Below are 17,506 nucleotides of genomic sequence, written 5' to 3' on the forward strand. Positions count from 1 at the left end.
GCTAAAGATAAATGTCTGTACATTTATAAGCATATTCTTTCTGTCATTTTTGGCATTTTATAATGCTAACTCAGATTAATATGATCACTAAACCCAAGCTAAGAGAGCTAAGCCTCCATTGACAACATTCGCCGAACTCGGACTTTCCCCGAAAGTGCTTTCAGCTGTAGAAACGGCAGGCTACACAGCCCCAACACCCATCCAGGCAGGCACTATTCCGCCAGCCCTTGAACGTAAAGATGTGTTGGGAATTGCACAAACAGGAACAGGTAAAACTGCTTCTTTCGTTTTACCTATGTTGACCTTGCTCGAAAAAGGTCGTGCCCGTGCCCGTATGCCGCGCACACTTATTCTGGAGCCAACCCGTGAACTGGCTGCACAGGTAGAAGAAAACTTCATCAAATACGGTATCAACCACCGTCTCAATGTGGCTCTGCTCATCGGTGGCGTGTCGTTTGAAGAGCAGGAACGTAAGCTTGAACGGGGTGCCGATGTCTTGATCGCAACACCCGGCCGTATGCTTGACCATTTTGAACGCGGTAAATTGCTTCTCAATGGCGTGGAAATCCTCGTTGTTGATGAGGCTGACCGTATGCTGGATATGGGCTTTATTCCGGATATTGAACGTATTTGTAAACTTATTCCGTTTACCCGTCAGACCTTGTTTTTCTCGGCCACCATGCCGCCGGAAATTACCAAGCTGACCGAGCAATTCCTGCATTCACCGGTACGGATTGAAACGGAAAAAGCGTCTTCAACCGCAAAGACAGTAACGCAGCGCCTGATCAAATCCGGCAAAAAGCCATGGGATAAGCGCGCAGCCTTGCGTGATATTATTAATGCGGAAGAAGCTGATCTGAAAAATGCGATTATTTTCTGTAATCGCAAAAAAGATGTCTCCGAGCTGTTCCGCTCACTGGTCAAACATGGTTTTGATGCCGGTGCGTTGCATGGCGACATGGATCAGCGCTCGCGTACGATGATGCTGAGTAACTTCAAAGAAGGTCGTTTGAAGCTTTTGGTGGCTTCCGATGTAGCAGCCCGCGGTCTTGATATTCCTGATGTCAGCCATGTGTTCAACTTTGATGTGCCGATCCATGCAGAAGATTATGTGCATCGTATTGGCCGTACTGGTCGTGCAGGCCGTTCGGGCAAAGCTTTTACTGTCGTAACACAAGCCGATCTGAAACCGCTTTCAGCGATTGAAGAGATGATCAACCAAAAAATCGAATGGCTGGATGGTGATTTGTCCACCTTGCCTGCGGTTGATGAAACCGAGGAAAAAACCAGTAATCGCCGCGGTCGTGATCATAAAAATAAATCTAAAAAAGTGCATAATACGGATAAAGACCTGCGTGCCATTGAAAAAGAGCCACGCGTGACGGAAGAGATGCCGCAAGATTTGAGCAAGGCAGCCCAGCCGATTATTGATGATGTGCCGATTTTTGTAGGCCAGCATAAAAATGTTGCAGCCGATGCCGGCAGTCGTCGTGATCAGATCCGTGCATTAAATGAAGAGCGCCGCATGCGTACTCAAAACGATCAGCAAAATCGTCGTAACAATCATCGTCGTGACCATGATGATTTCCCGTCTCCAATTGGTTTCGGTAATGATATTCCGGCATTCATGCTGATTGAAATCAATATCGGTAACAGTCATTCAAACTGACAATCTGATTATCAATAAAGCCGATTGCCAATAAAAAAAGCCGGTCATTAGACCGGCTTTTTTATTTCTGTTCTTTATTTATGCTTTACGTTTCGAAAAGGCGGGCAAAAGCTTGTTGAAGCCGCTGCCCGGACGCAAACCTTCACGCATGAAGAATGAGCGTAATGGCATGAAATTGCGCAACATTTCCAAACCCAGATTACGTGCAATCTGTGCCGGCAACATTGGTGACAGCAATGAACGGTTTAGAGCGTCTACCGAGCCGGTGCGCGCCAAAATATCAGGGCGGCGTAAACGATCATATTGACGGATAACCCGATCATTGCCCGGATCGCTGATATCAGCTTTTAAGGCAATCAGGATGGTTTCAATGTCACGCGTACCCAGATTAAGCCCTTGTGCACCGATTGGCGGAAACACATGCGCTGCCTCACCAATTAAAATTGTGCGCTTGGCGGCAAAAACATGAGGTACCAGTCCTGAAAGAGGCCAGGCTTGCGGAACAGTTTCCACACTCACCCCGCCGAGCATGGATTGCATGCGTTTTTCAATTTCACGGGAAAGCTGCTCCACACTCATTGTCAAAAGTGTGGTTGCTTGTGCCGGATCCACGACCCATACCAAACTGGAGCGATTGCCTTGCAAGGGAACTTGAGTGAACGGGCCGGTTTCGGTATGAAATTCTGTGGAGATATTTTCATGCGGGCGTTCATGGCTGAAGCATAAAACAACCGCCGTTTGCGGATAAGCCCATTTATGTGTGTGGATACCAGCAGCACCTCTGGCGCCTGAGTTGCGGCCATCTGCGGCAACCAAAAGCCGTGTGTTGAATAGTTGACCATCCGATAGGGTCAGTTCAACTTGATCTTTATGGGAGATAAAACTTTCTGCAATCGCATAAATGCGCTCAATACGAGAATCAGTTGCGACTGCTTCACTAAGCTTTTCATTGAGGTGCGCGTTTGGAATATTGAAACCAAAGGTTTCCTCACCAAGCTCGGATGCTCTGAAGGTGACGGTCGGACTACGCACCAAGCGTTTGGTGCCATCAATAATACGCATGGAAGAAAGAGCGGCAGCTTTGGGACGAGTTGCATCCCAGACATGGATGCTTTCCAAAAACTGAATTGCCGGATTCATCAAAGCAGTCGTGCGCCGGTCATCTTTATCGGTTTCAGGGCCGATCAGGGTGACATGATAGCCACGTCCTGTTAGCGCTAACGCTGCCATCATACCGGTAGGTCCGCCACCATTGATTATAATATCTCTTGTCTGGCCATGTTCCATTAAACTTATCCTCAATATGAAGACGCTTTCGTTGATTCCTCAACAGAATATAAGTCTTGCTGGCTTTTATAGCATTTAACGGTGTAAAGGCTAATGAGAGAAAACGTGCATTTAATGGCAGTTTTATTTTGTGGTTTGCATGCTATCGCCAAAGGCTGATAGAAAACCATCTGAATTCATGCTGATATTGCAGCTTATAAGAGATAAAGACAGAAACGGTTAAGAGCGTGAAAAGCAAATTTGCAGATAAGATCAAAGTGAAAAAAGTTACGGCACCACAGGCCAAGGCTTTTTCGGTTCACTTACTCACCGCATCCGGCTCGTTTCTGGCATTCCTGTCAATCGTCGCCGCCAGCGATGGGCGCTGGACAGCAATGTTCTGGTGGTTAGGCCTGGCACTCTTTGTCGATGGTATCGACGGACCAATTGCCCGCAAACTCGAAGTCAAATATGTCCTGCCAAATTGGTCGGGCGAATTGCTCGATAATATTATCGACTATGTGACTTATGTTTTAATTCCCGCTTTTGCGCTCTATCAAAGCGGTTTTATGGGACAAAATCTGTCCTTCATTTCCGGTGCCATTATCGTTGTCTCAAGTGCGATTTATTACGCCGACACGGGGATGAAAACGCGCGAAAACTTCTTTAAAGGTTTTCCGGTTGTGTGGAATATGGTGGTTTTCACGCTGTTTATCGTGCGCCCGGGCGAATGGGTCGCTTTCAGCATTGTCGTTGTTTCGGCCATTCTCTCGTTCCTGCCGATTTACTTTCTGCACCCAGTGCGGGTTGTGCGCTTGCGTAAGCTTAATTTGAGCATTTTCCTGCTCTGGTGTGTGCTGGGGATCGTCGCACTTTATTACATGCTCGATGCACCATTATGGCTGCGTGTAGCAATTTCCGTTGCAGGTCTTTATATGTATTGCATCGGTGCGATTATGCAGTTTTTTCCAAAACTTGGTAGTTCAGGTAAAAGTTTGAAGGGTAGCATATGATGATCAATGCAATCAGCGTATCGCAAACGGGTGGCGCGGAAGAACTAAAATACCAAACAGCGGAAATTGGCGAGCCACAAGCAGGTGAAGCCAAAGTTCGTCATGTCGCGGTTGGTGTAAATTTCATTGATGTGTATTTCCGTACCGGCCTTTACAAGGCAGAAAAGCTCCCCTTTACCCCCGGTAATGAAGGTGCAGGTATTGTGGTTTCTGTCGGTGAAGGTGTCACGAATGTAAAGGTTGGTGACCGCGTTGCTTATGTCGGCTCTCCCGGTTCTTATGCGGATGAACGCATTGTTGCAGCCGACCGTTTGGTGATTGTGCCGGATGAAGTGGATTTGAAGCAAGCAGCTGGCATGATGCTCAAAGGCATGACCGCGCAATATTTGCTGCGCCAGACTTTTAAGGTTCAAAAAGGTACTACGCTTTTGTTCCATGCCGCTGCCGGTGGTGTGGGCTTGATTGCTGGGCAGTGGGCAAAATATTTAGGCGCAACCGTTATCGGTACTGCCGGTTCGGAAGAAAAAGCCAATCTTGCCCTTGCGCATGGTTTTGATCATGTCATCAATTATAATACAGAAAATTTCATTGAGCGCGTTAAAGAAATCACCAATGGTGCAGGTGTTGATGTCGTCTATGATTCCGTCGGAAAAGATACCTATATGGGTTCGCTGGATGTGTTGAAATTCCGCGGCATGCTGGTGAGTTTCGGCCAGTCCTCCGGTTCTATTCCGCCATTTGATCTGGGGCTTTTGTCACAAAAAGGTTCGTTGTTTGTAACTCGTCCAACACTTTTCCATTATATCGCCAAGCGTGAAGAGCTGGAAAGAACGGCTCAGGATCTGTTTGATGTGGTGGCTAAAGGTGTGGTGAAAATCAATATCAACCAAACCTATGCACTGAAAGATGCCCGTCAGGCGCATGAGGATTTAGAGGGGCGCAAAACCACCGGCGGAACAATCCTGCTTCCTTAAAACGTGAATGATAATTTATAAAAAAGCGGCCTTGAATGATCAAAGCCGCTTTTTTATTGTCCGTTTTAATAGGCGTTTTCTGTATTGAGCAACCGGATGGGGGTTAGAAGCAAAATCTTCAGATCAAACCATAGTGACCAGTTTTCGATATAATAAAGATCGAATTCGGTGCGCATACGGATTTTTTCGGCATTATCAATTTCACCGCGCCAGCCATTTATCTGTGCCCAGCCAGTCACGCCTGGTTTAACGCGGTGGCGAGCAAAATAGCCATCCACCACTTCATTATAAAGCAGATTGTGCGAAATAGCAGAAACCGCATGCGGGCGAGGGCCGACCAGAGACAGTGAGCCGCCAAGCGCATTAAAAAACTGCGGTAATTCATCAATTGAAGATTTACGGATGAAACGTCCGACGCGTGTAACGCGCGGATCATTGCGGCTGACTGTTACTTTGGCGTTAAAATCACTCTGCTCATGATACATTGAGCGGAATTTCCATACCTCAATCACTTCATTATTGAAACCATGGCGCTTTTGTTTGAAAAACACAGGGCCGCGACTGTCTAGTTTGATCGCGACGGCTGTCAGCAACATGATCGGTGAAAAAATGATAATGCCGATAATGCTGAAAACAATATCGAAAATCCGTTTAGCGACAGAATCCCAATCGGTAATTGGTTTGTCGAACACATCGAGCATCGGCAGGTTGCCGATATAGGAGTAAGCACGCGGACGGAAACGCAGGTGGTTATTATGTGCAGATAAGCGGATATCAACCGGCAGCACCCACAGCTTTTTCAAGAGCGACAAGACACGTTCTTCGGCAGAAATGGGTATCGATACAATCAGCATATCAATATGGGCGATACGGGCAAATTCAACCAGTTCGGATATATTGCCAAGCTTGGGGTAACCGGCCACAATAGGTGGCGAACGTCGGTTGTCACGGTCATCAAAAATACCGCAAATACGGATATCATTTTCAGGCTGTGCTTCCAAAGAGCGGATCAATGTTTCGGCATTACCGCCGCCGCCAACAATCACTGCGCGCCGTTCCATCGTGCCATCACGCACCCATAAGCGGATTTTATAAGCGGTAATCGCGCGCATCAAGGTTAGGATAATGAAACCAGAAACGAACCAAAGCAAAAACCAGCCACGTGAAAAATCTGCCGAAACCTTGAGCAAAAAGGCAGCCGCCGTCAGCACTGTAAAGGCAGAAATCCATGCCAGAAAAAGACGACTTAAATATTTACGCGGAGTTCTTAAAGCTGAGAGTTGGTAGCCATCATTTATCTCCATGAAAAAGAGATAAAATGCCGCCCCGCAAAGACTGACAAATGGATAATAAAACCAGACCTTGGAAGAAAACCCAACATATAAGAAAAAGCAAGCAAGGCCGACAATGGTGACGGCAGTAAATTCTGCAATACGGGTCAAACCGCAAAACATGACAGGAGAATAAGTATTGCTCCTGTATTGCTCGGCAACTTGCGCAGCCATCGGATTGAGGATCACCGGTTTGGTGTTCGTTGACTGGCCATTTGTATTGTCACTCACGGAGAAAGCCTCACATCGGAAAATGATAGATCAGAACCTAAGGCTTTAACATGCTATAGTGTAAAAACCCTGTAATTTTTTATTTAAAAACAGTATGAACGGCAGAAAAACAACTGCAAAAAATATTAGATATGTTTACGTTAAAATAGTCTCTCGCGTACATAAATTGTGTCACCCGGCATAATAGGTGCGGAAATCATCACGCGTCCTGTAATGATTTCTTGCTTAATCTGACGCGTAATGTCGATATCGCTTTGGTTGGCGCGAGGGCTAAAGCCTCCAGCGGCCGCAATTGCCTTTTGTGCAGTCATACCGGGCACATAGCTATATTGTCCGGCGGCCCCCACTTCTCCCATAATGAAGACAGGGCGATAACGGTCAATTTCAACGCTGACATTCGGTTGGCGCAAATAGCCATTGCGTAAATGATTGCTGATTTCTGCTTCCAGCTGTTTCAAAGTTTTGCCACGGGCAGGGATATTACCAATCAGTGGGAAGGAAATAAAACCGGCCGGATCCACATTATAGGTATTGGTCAGATCACTTTGTTCGAAGACAGTGACCCGAATGCGGTCACCGGCATCCAATATATAAGGTTGATTGAGTACTTTGTAGAAACTATCGGGAGCAGGGCGATAGCCGGAGCAGCCGCTAAGTGAGAGGCAAACAGCAGCAATGGCAAGAAATGCACATTTTGTTTTGCCATTATTTGACTTTAGCTGACCAAACATCACTGCCCCTTAGGAAATATCAAGCCTATGTTAATTTACATAGCTTGATACATTGATTCCCGATTATTTATCATAAAGCTTCACATCCTTTATCAAATAATTAAGGTTAATACAGAGTAAAGAATGTTGGGTGGAGTTGATTTTATCATAAAAATCAACTCATTCGTTTAAAATCATATAAAAACATGTCTCTTGCCAGTTTGACGTTAATGCTTAAGTGATGAAGTTTAATTAGATTTTCTCTCGAATATCGGGAGTATGACGTCAGTGGAGTTTGGGGATGTCCGGTAAGGACATGAAAAGAGGCTTTTCATTTAAAGAAGCTGACATTGACAGCACTGTTCTTTTTAAAAGCATCTTACATAATTCATATCTGATTATTGGCGGTGCGGCTCTCATGGGGCTGATTGCTTGGGTTGTCTGCTATTTGATTTACCCGGATATTTTAATTGCAGCCAGCCTCAAAACCGGTAGCTCGCATGCTGTTTTATCGTTTAAAATCATCAGTGCTTGCTGCATTAGTGGAATTTTGCTTATTGCCACGATGGTTATTTTGTCGGAGCTGATGAGCGGACGAGCGCTGATTGCACCTTTCATCGAACAAAAAAATGTGATTGAAGATGAGCTGCGCAGGTCTTTGCAAAACGGATCGCTGGTGAAAAAATCTGATGAAGATAATGTGATGAGCGAAGAAAAACCAAAGCTGCAAAGTGGCATCAATCTGTCTGATTTTGGCTCGACATTCGATAAAATGGATATTGATTATACGATCAATTCTTTTGCTCGTGCATTGCATTATTTGGATATCAGCCGGATTGTGGCAATCTCGGCCGAAGGTGATAACGGTGCCGTGGTAACCCTTGAATTGGTGCGTGAACTTGCCGATCGTGGTTCACGTGTAATTCTCGTTGATATGACCGGAACGGGAGCCGTCAGCGCTACTATGCTTGATGGTCATTATGAGGCTGGTTTGACCGATCTGCTAATTGGCCGTGTGCGCTTTGCAGATGCGATACATGCCGATCATTATTCTGACGCCCATGTAATGCCACTTGGTTCTTCAAATCCGTCTGAAGCAATGCTCAATGAAAAAGATTTGAGCCTTATCATTGGTGCGCTCGAGACAGTTTATGATTGTGTGGTACTGGAATGCGGGCCTTCATGGGCAGAAGATATTACGGCTCTCATTACCGATAAAACGCAAATCGCGCTCACCATTTATAATAGTGAACGCGAAATCATCTCAGACCATGCAAAGGATTTAGCCCAAAACGGCTATATATCTTTTATACGTCTGCACGCGAGCGAGGCGGCTGCGCCATCCACCAGATAATGCCCATAGCCGGTACAATCCACAGCAGACCGGTAATGGCAAAATAAAGCAAATGCACCCAGACACTTGCATCACCTAAATGGGCAACCGCAATGATTGTTGCCAGTAATGCATAAATTATCACCAGCGAAACCAGCAAAAAAGTTCCGATCAGTTTTTTCAAACGCACTGGCAATGTTTCTCTCCCGAAGATTTTTATAATTCATTATAACGTGGCCCGCTTATAATGATAGTAATTTCCGGAGTACAGATTCATCATGAATGACGTGCCTATCTGTCGCGTGTTGCTGACTTGTCAGCCCGTGATTGATTTGTCATTTATTCTCCGATGTTTACGTCCACGCTGGCAATACGCTAAAGCTGGGACGTAAAATTTGCTTCAAGTGATGAAAATTACTTTGTAATCAACCATTCACGCGAATTAGCGTGAGCGCAGGGTTTTAAAATGACAATTGCTTCGATGCCGGACTATCCAACAACGAATGGCGCAGGCTTGACCGAAAAGCAGCGTCGTGACCGTAACCTTGTCAAATATTGGCTTTATGCGGTTTTTGTCGTGTTGATAGCGATCGTGATGGTGGGGGGCGCAACCCGCATGACCGGTTCCGGCCTTTCCATCACTGAGTGGAAACCTATCCACGGGGTTATTCCGCCGCTCAATCATGTAGAGTGGCTCGAAGAGTTCGAGAAATATCGCCAAATTCCGCAATATGAACAAATCAATAAAGGTATGAGCCTTTATGAGTTTCAGTATATTTTCTGGTGGGAATGGGTGCATCGTATGCTGGCGCGTTTTGTCGGCTTTCTGGTTGCCATTCCATTGATCTTTTTTTGGGTTAGTGGCCGTCTGCAAGGTGGCCTGAAAACCAGTATGCTTGGTATTTTGGCTCTTGGCGCTTTGCAAGGTGCCATCGGCTGGTGGATGGTTGCATCAGGCTTGAGTGTTCTCACCCATGTTAGCCAATATCGTTTGGCTGTGCATTTAACCATGGCCTGCATCATTATCACTGCCGTCTTTTATGTGGCACGGGGCTTGGTGGAATATACGGACAGTAAAGCTGATCGAAATATCCAGCACTTTGCCGGTTGGCTGGTTTTTGCGGTTCTGGTGCAGATTTATCTGGGTGGTCTGGTTGCAGGTCTCCATGCAGGGCTTACCTTCAACACATGGCCGCTGATGGATGGTGCGATTATACCGTCTGATCTTTTTAGCCAGTCACCATTGTGGCGCAATATTTTTGAAAACCCGAAAACCGTTCAGTTCATTCATCGTATGGTGGCTTATACGGTATTGCTGCTGGCGGTCTTGCATGTGGTGCAAACCATGCGTCATGCGGCTGGCACAACGCACGCCAGACGCGCTCTCGTGCTGACATGCCTTATTTTGGTGCAGGCAGGTATTGGTATTGCAACTTTGCTGACCATGGTGCCGCTGCACTGGGGGCTGTTGCATCAAGGCTTTGCTTTGGTCGTATTGGCATTTGCTGTTGCACATTGGCGTGCAACTAAAGGCGCTTATTGATTTTTCAAAAGAAATGATTGCGGCTGTGCATGATCGCAGCCGCAACCCGCAATGCATTTTCCTCATCCTCTATACTGCCATCTTCAGCGTGCCAACTTGCGGACAAGGCACCATAGCTCACAGCATAATCCAAAATATGGCGTGGTGTTTGATTAAGTGCCGTGGCAAAACATTCAGCCATTTTTCCAATACGTGACGGATCGGCCGTTAAATCTATCTGATGGAGCGGATTATAAAACATATTGGCTGTATCAAAGCCCATGTCGCCATAAAGACCTTTTGGGTCAATGACCAGCCAGCCACGTTTGCTCAGCATGATGTTTTCATGATGAATATCACCATGCAATACCCGTAAATTTCGCTGATTATCAAGTAAGCGCTCAGCGATAGCTCCGGCTTTGATGTAAAAGCTTTCGGCGTTGTCTATGCGTTCTTGATCGGCTTTATTAAACAGGCTTTTAAAACGATCACGCAATGGCTGTAGTTGCGCCGGAACCGGTTTGTCTGCCATTTTATCTGATTGTGCCAGCAGGTCTTTGATGACCTCGGCAGCGATATCCGTGGCATCATTATCGGACTGCTCGGTAATGACCTGTTTTAAGGTTTTGTCGCTCGCATATTCCAACAGCATCTGGCGGCCTTGAAAATCAAGCAGACGCACGCAAGCGCCGCCATTGTGCCATTTTAGATAATGAAAACCACGTAACTCGTCTTCATCATCGTCAAATATTTTTATCTCTTTGACGATGGCAATTTCATCATTCAGGAGCCGGACTTTCCAGATGAAACTACTAAAAGTTTCATTCAGTAGCTCGTGCTCCAGAATTGCCCAGTCTTGCGGGAAGGCTGGTATGATCATTATTTAGCTCAGCATCAAATCCATGTTTTGGACAGCTGCCCCTGATGCACCTTTGCCCAGATTATCGAGAACGGCGACGAGATTAACCTCACCATCACCTTCAGTGCCAAAGACATAAAGCTTCATACCGTCGGTGCCAGAAAGCTCTTCTGCATCAATGCGGCCAGCTTGAACGCTTTCCTCCAGTGGTACAACGCGGACAATATCTTGCCCTGCATAGTGAGCGGTAAGCGCCTCATGGATGCTTTTAAGCGAGGCTTTGCCCTGCATTTGATCGAGGAAAAGCGGAACCTGAACGATCATGCCCTGTGCAAAGCGACCAACGCTTGGGCTGAAAATGGGGCGCTTTTCCAAACGGCCATGCATTCGCAATTCCGGTACATGCTTGTGGCGCAGCGTGGTGCCGTAAAGGAAGTTGTTGGCGCTGATATGTTCCGGATTATTTGGATCTTCCATTTGTGCAATCATTTGTTTGCCGCCGCCGGTATAGCCCGAAACAGCATTGACGCTGATCGCATGATCGGCATCCAGTAACCCTGCATCACGCAATGGACGAACAAGCGCAATGGCGCCGGTCGGGTAGCAACCGGGATTGGCCACAAGGCGCGCAGACTTGATGCGCTCGCGCTGTGCTTTTTCCAGCTCGGCAAAACCATAAGCCCAGTCGGAATGGATACGATGCGCTGTGGATGTATCAATGATACGGGTGTCATTGTGGCCGTGTAAAAGGCTGACAGCTTCTCTGGAAGCGTCATCAGGCAGGCAAAGAATGGCAATATCGGCAGCGCGCAGATAATCAGCGCGCATATCCTTGTTGCGGCGTTCTTCCTCGGGAATCGAAATAACTTCAAGATCGGTGCGGCCAGCCAGTCGGGTGCGGATTTGCAAGCCGGTTGTGCCATGTTCGCCATCAATGAAGATTTTCGGTTTCATTCTTCTTTGCCTTATCTTTATAAATTACAACAAGTTACGATTGTTTTCTTATAATTCAATTTAGAAAAACAAACGTGTTTATAAGGGGCAGTTTTGAGTCTGCAATTTCATTCATACAATATAATCACTGCACAATCATCGCGATTATATTCTATTTGTATGATTTCATTAGAGTGTCGTAAACAGTAGGTTCCTGTATCTCTCTGTCATGCGATAAAACATATAAAAAAAGCGGATCCGAAGACCCGCTTTCTTGTTCGAAGTCGAAAAGCGTATTAGCGCTTCGAGAACTGGAAAGAACGACGGGCTTTCGCGCGACCGTACTTTTTACGTTCAACAACGCGGCTATCACGTGTAAGGAAGCCACCTTTTTTCAGCACTGCACGCAGGCCTGGTTCGTAGTGGGTCAGAGCCTTGGAGATGCCGTGACGAACAGCACCAGCCTGACCGGACAGGCCACCACCGGCAACGGTAGCGATAACATCGAACTGGCCGTTACGGTTTGAAGCAACGATTGGCTGCTGCAGGATCATCTGAAGCACTGGACGTGCGAAGTAAGCGGTGAAATCTTTACCGTTTACAGTGATCTTGCCGCTGCCTGGCTTTACCCAAACGCGAGCTACAGCATCTTTACGCTTGCCGGTTGCGTATGCACGGCCAAGTTTATCGAGCTTCTGTACATGAACCGGAGCTGCGGCTTCAGTTGCAACAACTGTGCCCAGATCTTCGAGCGAGTTTAGCTCAGCCATGATTATGCAATCCCTTTGTTCTTACGGTTCAGCGCGCCTACGTCCAAGACTTCAGGCTGCTGAGCTTCGTGCGGGTGGCTGGTGCCTGCATAAACACGCAGGTTCTTCATCTGACGACGACCGAGCGGGCCACGTGGAACCATACGTTCAACGGCCTTTTCGAATACGCGCTCAGGGAAGCGGCCTTCAAGAATCTGGCGAGCTGTACGCTCTTTGATTCCGCCCGGATGGCCGGTGTGCCAGTAGTATTTCTTGTCGGTATATTTCTTACCGGTGAATACAACCTTGTCAGCATTGATTATGATGACATTGTCACCATCATCAACGTGTGGGGTGAAGGTTGGCTTGTTCTTACCGCGCAGAATGTTGGCGACGAGAGTGGCAAGACGACCAACGACGAGACCTTCGGCGTCAATCAAAATCCACTTCTTCTCAACTTCGGCTGGCTTCTGAGAGAAAGTTGCCATAAAAGTTTTCCTTGGATAATCCTTCCTGCATGGAAGGCATTTTTTGTTGCTTGTATTATGAGCGTTCCGAATGGAGCATTCACAACATAAACAAATGCGCAAAGTTAACTTCACACATTCTGGGTGTCCCATACACAACTGTGCGACGCTCGTCAAGCGCGTTAAAATCAATGTATTATAAATTACTCAATAAAATCAGTCGCTTAATTTTATGGTATTATAATACCTTATAATTTATCGGTTTAGCGGCACTGAATATGTGGTGGTTGCATGAGCAATTAAAGCGTCATTACTGTCTGTGATGAAAATGTCCACAACAGCAAGGCGCTTGCCAAGTTTGAGTAATCTTGCCTCTGCCGTGAGTAATCCGGCCTCGGCTTTACGTAAAAAATTGATATTCAGATTTGTGGTCACAGCCAGTGCAACAGGGCCGATATGAGCCAAAATCACAGCATAGGCACTGACATCCGCCAACATAAAAAGAGAAGGACCGGAAACCGTATTGCCAGGGCGCAAATGTTTGGCACCTGCATTAAGTGTCATGATAGCCGTGCCTTCTTTGATGGAAGACACATGATAATCGCGACCGGTTTCGTGCAATTGCGGAAACTCGCGGCTTAGAAAACCTTCCAATTCTTCCACCGACATAACGGGTTTTAAATTTACCTGCACAATTTTTTTCCCTCTTAAATTTGACGCAAAACATGTCATACTCATTAAACAAAGCAAACCTTACTAAAGGGCTATTGATGAGCACGTATTTGAATGACAGCGATGCGGAATTGCGCGAAATTTTGTCTGATGTGAAAACAATTGCGCTGCTTGGCGCATCCCCCAATGAGGGCCGGCCGAGCTATCACGTGATGGAGTTTTTACTACAAAAAGGTTATCGCGTTTTGCCGGTTAATCCGGGCCAAGCAGGCAAGGAAATATTGGGGCAGACTGTTTATGCTACTTTGAGCGATATAACTGAACCTGTCGACATGGTTGATGTCTTCCGTGCATCCAATGCGGTTGCTGGTATTGTTGACGAAATTCTGACTTTGAGAATACTGCCGAAAGTGCTGTGGACGCAGCTTGGTGTAGTTGATGAAAACGCAGGAAAACGCGCCCATAAAGCAGGGCTCAAAGTGGTTATGAACCACTGTCCGGCGATAGAATATCCGCGACTAATTGGCTGATTTTACGCATTTGAATGCTGATCTGGTTTTATTTTCTTAAAATTACATTTCTTAAGAAAATATTTTGCGTAAAGGCAAGCTTTCTAGCATCGGATCATTTGCTTTTTTATGGTTTATCCATAAGTTCACTAGCAATAAAAACGGCATTGCGAAAATATTCGCCTATGGAGGGATTTAATGTCAAAGCGCGCACCTGCAATTGAAACACTGGCAATTCATGCCGGAGCGAAACCGGATCCGACCACAGGCGCACGGGCAACGCCGATTTATCAGACCTCATCATTTGTATTTAATGATGCAGATCATGCAGCCTCATTGTTTGGCTTGCAGGCATTCGGCAATATTTACACCCGCATCACTAACCCAACCACTGCTGTTTTGGAAGAGCGCGTTGCAGCACTGGAAGGTGGTACCGCGGCTGTTGCGACCGCATCCGGCCATGCAGCCCAAATGCTGGTTTTCCACACCATCATGCAGCCGGGCGATAATTTCATTGCCGGTAACAAACTTTATGGCGGTTCGATTAACCAGTTCGGTCAATCTTTCAAATCCTTTGATTGGCAGGTGCGCTGGGCAGAGGCTACCGATCCGGCTTCTTTTGAGGCACAAATTGACGACCGCACCCGCGCGATTTTCGTTGAAAGCTTCGCGAATCCGGGCGGTATTGTTGTTGATATTGCTGCGATTGCCGAAATTGCGCATAAGCATGGCCTGCCATTGATTGTTGATAATACGCTTGCCTCGCCTTATCTGCTGCGCCCGATCGAGCATGGTGCCGACATTGTTGTGCATTCATTGACAAAGTTCATCGGTGGTCATGGCAACTCCATGGGCGGTATTTTGGTTGATGGCGGCACGTTTGACTGGGCAAAATCCGGCAACTACCCGCTCTTAAGCGAACCACGTCCTGACTATGCCGGCATGGAACTGCACAAAACTTTCGGCAATATTTCCTTCGCTATTGCGGCGCGCGTTCTTGGTCTGCGTGATTTGGGGCCTGCTATTTCGCCATTCAATGCTTTCCAGATTCTGACTGGCGCAGAAACATTGCCACTGCGTATGCAGCGCCATTGCGACAATGCGCTGACAGTAGCCACATGGCTGAAAGCGCATGATAAAGTCGCTTGGGTAAACTATGCTGGTCTGCCTGATGATAAATATCATGCCTTGCAGCAGAAATATGCACCAAAGGGTGCAGGCGCTGTCTTCACCTTTGGTTTGAAGGGTGGTTATGACGAAGGTGTTAAGTTCGTCGGCAATCTCGAATTGTTCTCGCTGCTCGCTAATATCGGCGACACACGCTCACTGGTCATTCATCCGGCTTCCACCACACACCGTCAGCTAAACGACGAGCAAAAAGTGGCCGCAGGTGCAGGGCCGGAAGTTATCCGTCTCTCAATCGGCATTGAAGATGCCGATGATATTATTGCAGACTTGGAACAGGCTTTGGCGAATATCTAAATTTTCCATACAAACAGAAAAGACCGCGCTTTTATCCAAAGTGCGGTCTTTTTTATGTGCTGAATTTTAAAGGCTGTCGGTCAATTGTTCCAAGCGATAGGTCAAAAGACGCTCAAAACGGTTTTCAAAATTAATTGTCTCAACACGATCAAAGCGCTGTTGTTCTTTATCGTGTTTCGCCATGATCTTTTCAGTCACGCGATTGATGTCGTCACGTAAATCAGCACAATCCTTGCGGCTGTAAAGTTTGGCGATCTGCTGCTCCATTTCACTGGCATGAGCGCGCGCAATCACCAGATGGCTTTCTTCATGGCGCTTGATGTCGCTCGACAAAGTATCCCAAATCAGTGCCAATTCCAAAGGTGCGTGTTTGCGCTGTTTCCAGCGCGGCAAAAATACTTTGCCGTGGACATTGACGTAAACACCCGTGACTTTACAGGCTTTGCCATTCTCTTTGCCATAACGTACTTTGGCATCAAAACGGATTTCTGCAGCACCTGGATGATGCTGACCGGTAGATTTGAGAAAAGGCCCTTTATTGGAAAGTGCATAATCTAAATCTTCAGCCGTTTTTCCGTTGATATTATAATATTTAATCTCGCGGAAAATAGAGGCAGACTGCGCCGGTAGCGCGGCCGAAAACAAAACGGAAGCTGCGATCAGAATTTTAAACTTTTTGATCATCCCAGCAACCCTTTTAAAACGCGTGTGTTTATCATGATAATATTTTTTTATTTCAATGTGCCTGACATAAAGAATTACTCGATTGTATCAGCACACAAAATGTTCAAGTAAGTTATAACGCGATAGAATTGAGAATGCGTAGATAATAATCTGCTTTTATCACACTAACCGCAGTTATGATTAATGCATTGAGTTGGAGCACTCATAAATGTTGAAACAATGGCAACTGGCACACGGAAAGACGTTGGAGCTTGGTGCTCAGGCCATCATCATGGGTATTTTAAATGTCACACCGGATTCTTTCTCGGATGGAGGGCAACATCTGCAAGCGAATAGCGCTTTGCAAAAAGCTCGCCAGATGATTGAAGATGGCGCACGGATTATCGATGTGGGCGGTGAATCAACCAAGCCCAATGCTGAAGCGGTGGATGCCCTGACCGAGCAAAAACGTGTGCTGCCGATTATAAAAATGCTGGCAGAGCAGGGTGATTGCATCATTTCAGTTGATACATATCGCGCAGAAACTGCAAAACGCGCAATTGAAGCAGGTGCCCATATTGTCAATGACGTCTGGGGTTTGCATCGTGAACCCGATATTGCCAATGTCGCCAAAGCGACGGGTGCAGGGCTTGTGCTGATGCATACCAGTCGCGAGCGTGAATGCGAAGCTGATCCGCTTGAGGATCAAGTAGTATTTTTTAAAAAATCTATAGAGATCGCACATAAAGCAGGTATTGCAGATAACCAGATTGTGCTTGATCCGGGCTTTGGATTTACCCGTTCATTGGAGGAAGATGTTGAACTGCTTGCCCGTTTTAAAGAAATGGCGCAGTTTCCTTACCCTGTACTGGTGGGGACATCGCGCAAGCGTTTTATCGGCAAAATAAGCGGTATAACTGACCCGTTACAGCGTGATGTGGCCACAAGCGCCACATCTGTCACTTTACGTTTGGATGGTGCGGATATATTCCGTGTTCATAATGTATCAGTCAATGCGCAGGCTCTTGCAGTTGCGGATACCATTCTACAAAGCAAGGGCAGCATGCTTTAAGCAAAAAAGCCTTTAAAATACGATGATCATCAACAATGATAATCGTCTGAC

General features: G+C 46.5%; 18 protein-coding genes. 8 read left to right on the plus strand and 10 right to left on the minus strand.

The annotated features are described in order from the left end of the window. The first annotated feature begins 118 nt into the window (after positions 1-118). Positions 119-1,669, plus strand: coding sequence for a DEAD/DEAH box helicase (locus ACI0FR_RS13105; RefSeq protein WP_374833258.1), 1,551 nt, complete (start codon positions 119-121; stop codon positions 1,667-1,669). Between the two features lie 78 nt (positions 1,670-1,747). Here ACI0FR_RS13105 and ACI0FR_RS13110 read toward each other — a convergent pair whose 3' ends face one another. After that, positions 1,748-2,956, minus strand: a complete 1,209-nt coding sequence (locus ACI0FR_RS13110; RefSeq protein ID WP_404906220.1) for a UbiH/UbiF family hydroxylase — start codon at positions 2,954-2,956, stop codon at positions 1,748-1,750. Between the two features lie 227 nt (positions 2,957-3,183). Here ACI0FR_RS13110 and pcsA point away from each other — a divergent pair, with 227 nt between their 5' ends. Together pcsA and ACI0FR_RS13120 are read left to right on the plus strand one after the other, a co-directional pair. Then, positions 3,184-3,948: a phosphatidylcholine synthase gene (gene pcsA / locus ACI0FR_RS13115; protein ID WP_404906219.1), complete on the plus strand. Its 765-nt coding sequence runs from the start codon at positions 3,184-3,186 to the stop codon at positions 3,946-3,948. Beyond that, a complete protein-coding gene (locus ACI0FR_RS13120; protein WP_404906334.1) occupies positions 3,948-4,922 on the plus strand; it encodes a quinone oxidoreductase family protein in 975 nt (324 codons plus the stop codon). Before pcsA ends, ACI0FR_RS13120 begins: the two co-directional genes overlap by 1 nt. A 65-nt stretch (positions 4,923-4,987) precedes the next feature. Here the strand turns inward: ACI0FR_RS13120 and ACI0FR_RS13125 are convergent, their stop codons facing one another. Beyond that, positions 4,988-6,484, minus strand: coding sequence for an undecaprenyl-phosphate glucose phosphotransferase (locus tag ACI0FR_RS13125; protein ID WP_404906218.1), 1,497 nt, complete (start codon positions 6,482-6,484; stop codon positions 4,988-4,990). 140 nt (positions 6,485-6,624) lie between these two features. Continuing rightward, the gene (locus ACI0FR_RS13130) at positions 6,625-7,215 is read right to left on the minus strand and encodes a polysaccharide biosynthesis/export family protein (RefSeq protein WP_404906217.1); all 591 of its coding nucleotides are present in this window, start codon (positions 7,213-7,215) and stop codon (positions 6,625-6,627) included. 280 nt (positions 7,216-7,495) lie between these two features. Here ACI0FR_RS13130 and ACI0FR_RS13135 point away from each other — a divergent pair, with 280 nt between their 5' ends. Continuing rightward, complete coding sequence (locus ACI0FR_RS13135; RefSeq protein WP_404906216.1) at positions 7,496-8,548, plus strand: tyrosine-protein kinase family protein; 1,053 nt, start codon at positions 7,496-7,498, stop codon at positions 8,546-8,548. On the opposite strand, the gene ACI0FR_RS13140 is transcribed toward ACI0FR_RS13135, so the two are convergent. Beyond that, on the minus strand, positions 8,502-8,723 hold the full coding sequence (locus ACI0FR_RS13140) for a DUF2842 domain-containing protein (RefSeq protein ID WP_404906215.1): 222 nt from the start codon (positions 8,721-8,723) through the stop codon (positions 8,502-8,504). The genes ACI0FR_RS13135 and ACI0FR_RS13140 overlap by 47 nt on opposite strands. A gap of 285 nt (positions 8,724-9,008) precedes the next feature. Here ACI0FR_RS13140 and ACI0FR_RS13145 point away from each other — a divergent pair, with 285 nt between their 5' ends. Then, a complete protein-coding gene (locus ACI0FR_RS13145; protein ID WP_404906333.1) occupies positions 9,009-10,070 on the plus strand; it encodes a COX15/CtaA family protein in 1,062 nt (353 codons plus the stop codon). A gap of 4 nt (positions 10,071-10,074) precedes the next feature. On the opposite strand, the gene ACI0FR_RS13150 is transcribed toward ACI0FR_RS13145, so the two are convergent. The 5 genes from ACI0FR_RS13150 to ACI0FR_RS13170 form a co-directional block, all read right to left on the minus strand. Then, positions 10,075-10,929 carry an aminoglycoside phosphotransferase family protein gene (locus ACI0FR_RS13150; protein ID WP_404906214.1) on the minus strand — a complete coding sequence of 285 codons (855 nt, stop codon included), beginning with the start codon at positions 10,927-10,929 and terminating at the stop codon, positions 10,075-10,077. 3 nt (positions 10,930-10,932) lie between these two features. Further along, positions 10,933-11,862 (minus strand): N-acetyl-gamma-glutamyl-phosphate reductase, encoded by a 930-nt coding sequence (gene argC, locus ACI0FR_RS13155; RefSeq protein WP_404906213.1) that lies wholly within the window; start codon positions 11,860-11,862, stop codon positions 10,933-10,935. A gap of 275 nt (positions 11,863-12,137) precedes the next feature. After that, positions 12,138-12,611 carry a 30S ribosomal protein S9 gene (gene rpsI, locus ACI0FR_RS13160; RefSeq protein WP_374833276.1) on the minus strand — a complete coding sequence of 158 codons (474 nt, stop codon included), beginning with the start codon at positions 12,609-12,611 and terminating at the stop codon, positions 12,138-12,140. 2 nt (positions 12,612-12,613) lie between these two features. Beyond that, a complete protein-coding gene (rplM, locus tag ACI0FR_RS13165; RefSeq protein ID WP_404906212.1) occupies positions 12,614-13,078 on the minus strand; it encodes a 50S ribosomal protein L13 in 465 nt (154 codons plus the stop codon). A gap of 234 nt (positions 13,079-13,312) precedes the next feature. Further along, positions 13,313-13,726 (minus strand): PaaI family thioesterase, encoded by a 414-nt coding sequence (locus ACI0FR_RS13170; RefSeq protein ID WP_374833342.1) that lies wholly within the window; start codon positions 13,724-13,726, stop codon positions 13,313-13,315. Between the two features lie 101 nt (positions 13,727-13,827). Here ACI0FR_RS13170 and ACI0FR_RS13175 point away from each other — a divergent pair, with 101 nt between their 5' ends. Both ACI0FR_RS13175 and ACI0FR_RS13180 read left to right on the plus strand, forming a co-directional pair. Beyond that, positions 13,828-14,259: a CoA-binding protein gene (locus ACI0FR_RS13175; RefSeq protein WP_404906211.1), complete on the plus strand. Its 432-nt coding sequence runs from the start codon at positions 13,828-13,830 to the stop codon at positions 14,257-14,259. A gap of 177 nt (positions 14,260-14,436) precedes the next feature. Next, positions 14,437-15,720, plus strand: a complete 1,284-nt coding sequence (locus ACI0FR_RS13180; protein ID WP_374833280.1) for an O-acetylhomoserine aminocarboxypropyltransferase — start codon at positions 14,437-14,439, stop codon at positions 15,718-15,720. Positions 15,721-15,786: 66 nt separating this feature from the next. On the opposite strand, the gene ACI0FR_RS13185 is transcribed toward ACI0FR_RS13180, so the two are convergent. Continuing rightward, complete coding sequence (locus ACI0FR_RS13185; protein ID WP_404906210.1) at positions 15,787-16,404, minus strand: DUF922 domain-containing Zn-dependent protease; 618 nt, start codon at positions 16,402-16,404, stop codon at positions 15,787-15,789. 208 nt (positions 16,405-16,612) lie between these two features. Between ACI0FR_RS13185 and folP the strand changes: the two genes are divergently transcribed. Continuing rightward, positions 16,613-17,455, plus strand: a complete 843-nt coding sequence (gene folP, locus ACI0FR_RS13190; protein ID WP_374833284.1) for a dihydropteroate synthase — start codon at positions 16,613-16,615, stop codon at positions 17,453-17,455. Positions 17,456-17,506 lie beyond the last annotated feature (51 nt).

The sequence above is a fragment of the Paenochrobactrum sp. BZR 201-1 genome (assembly GCF_044987585.2).
In the GTDB taxonomy this organism is placed as follows: domain Bacteria; phylum Pseudomonadota; class Alphaproteobacteria; order Rhizobiales; family Rhizobiaceae; genus Paenochrobactrum; species Paenochrobactrum pullorum.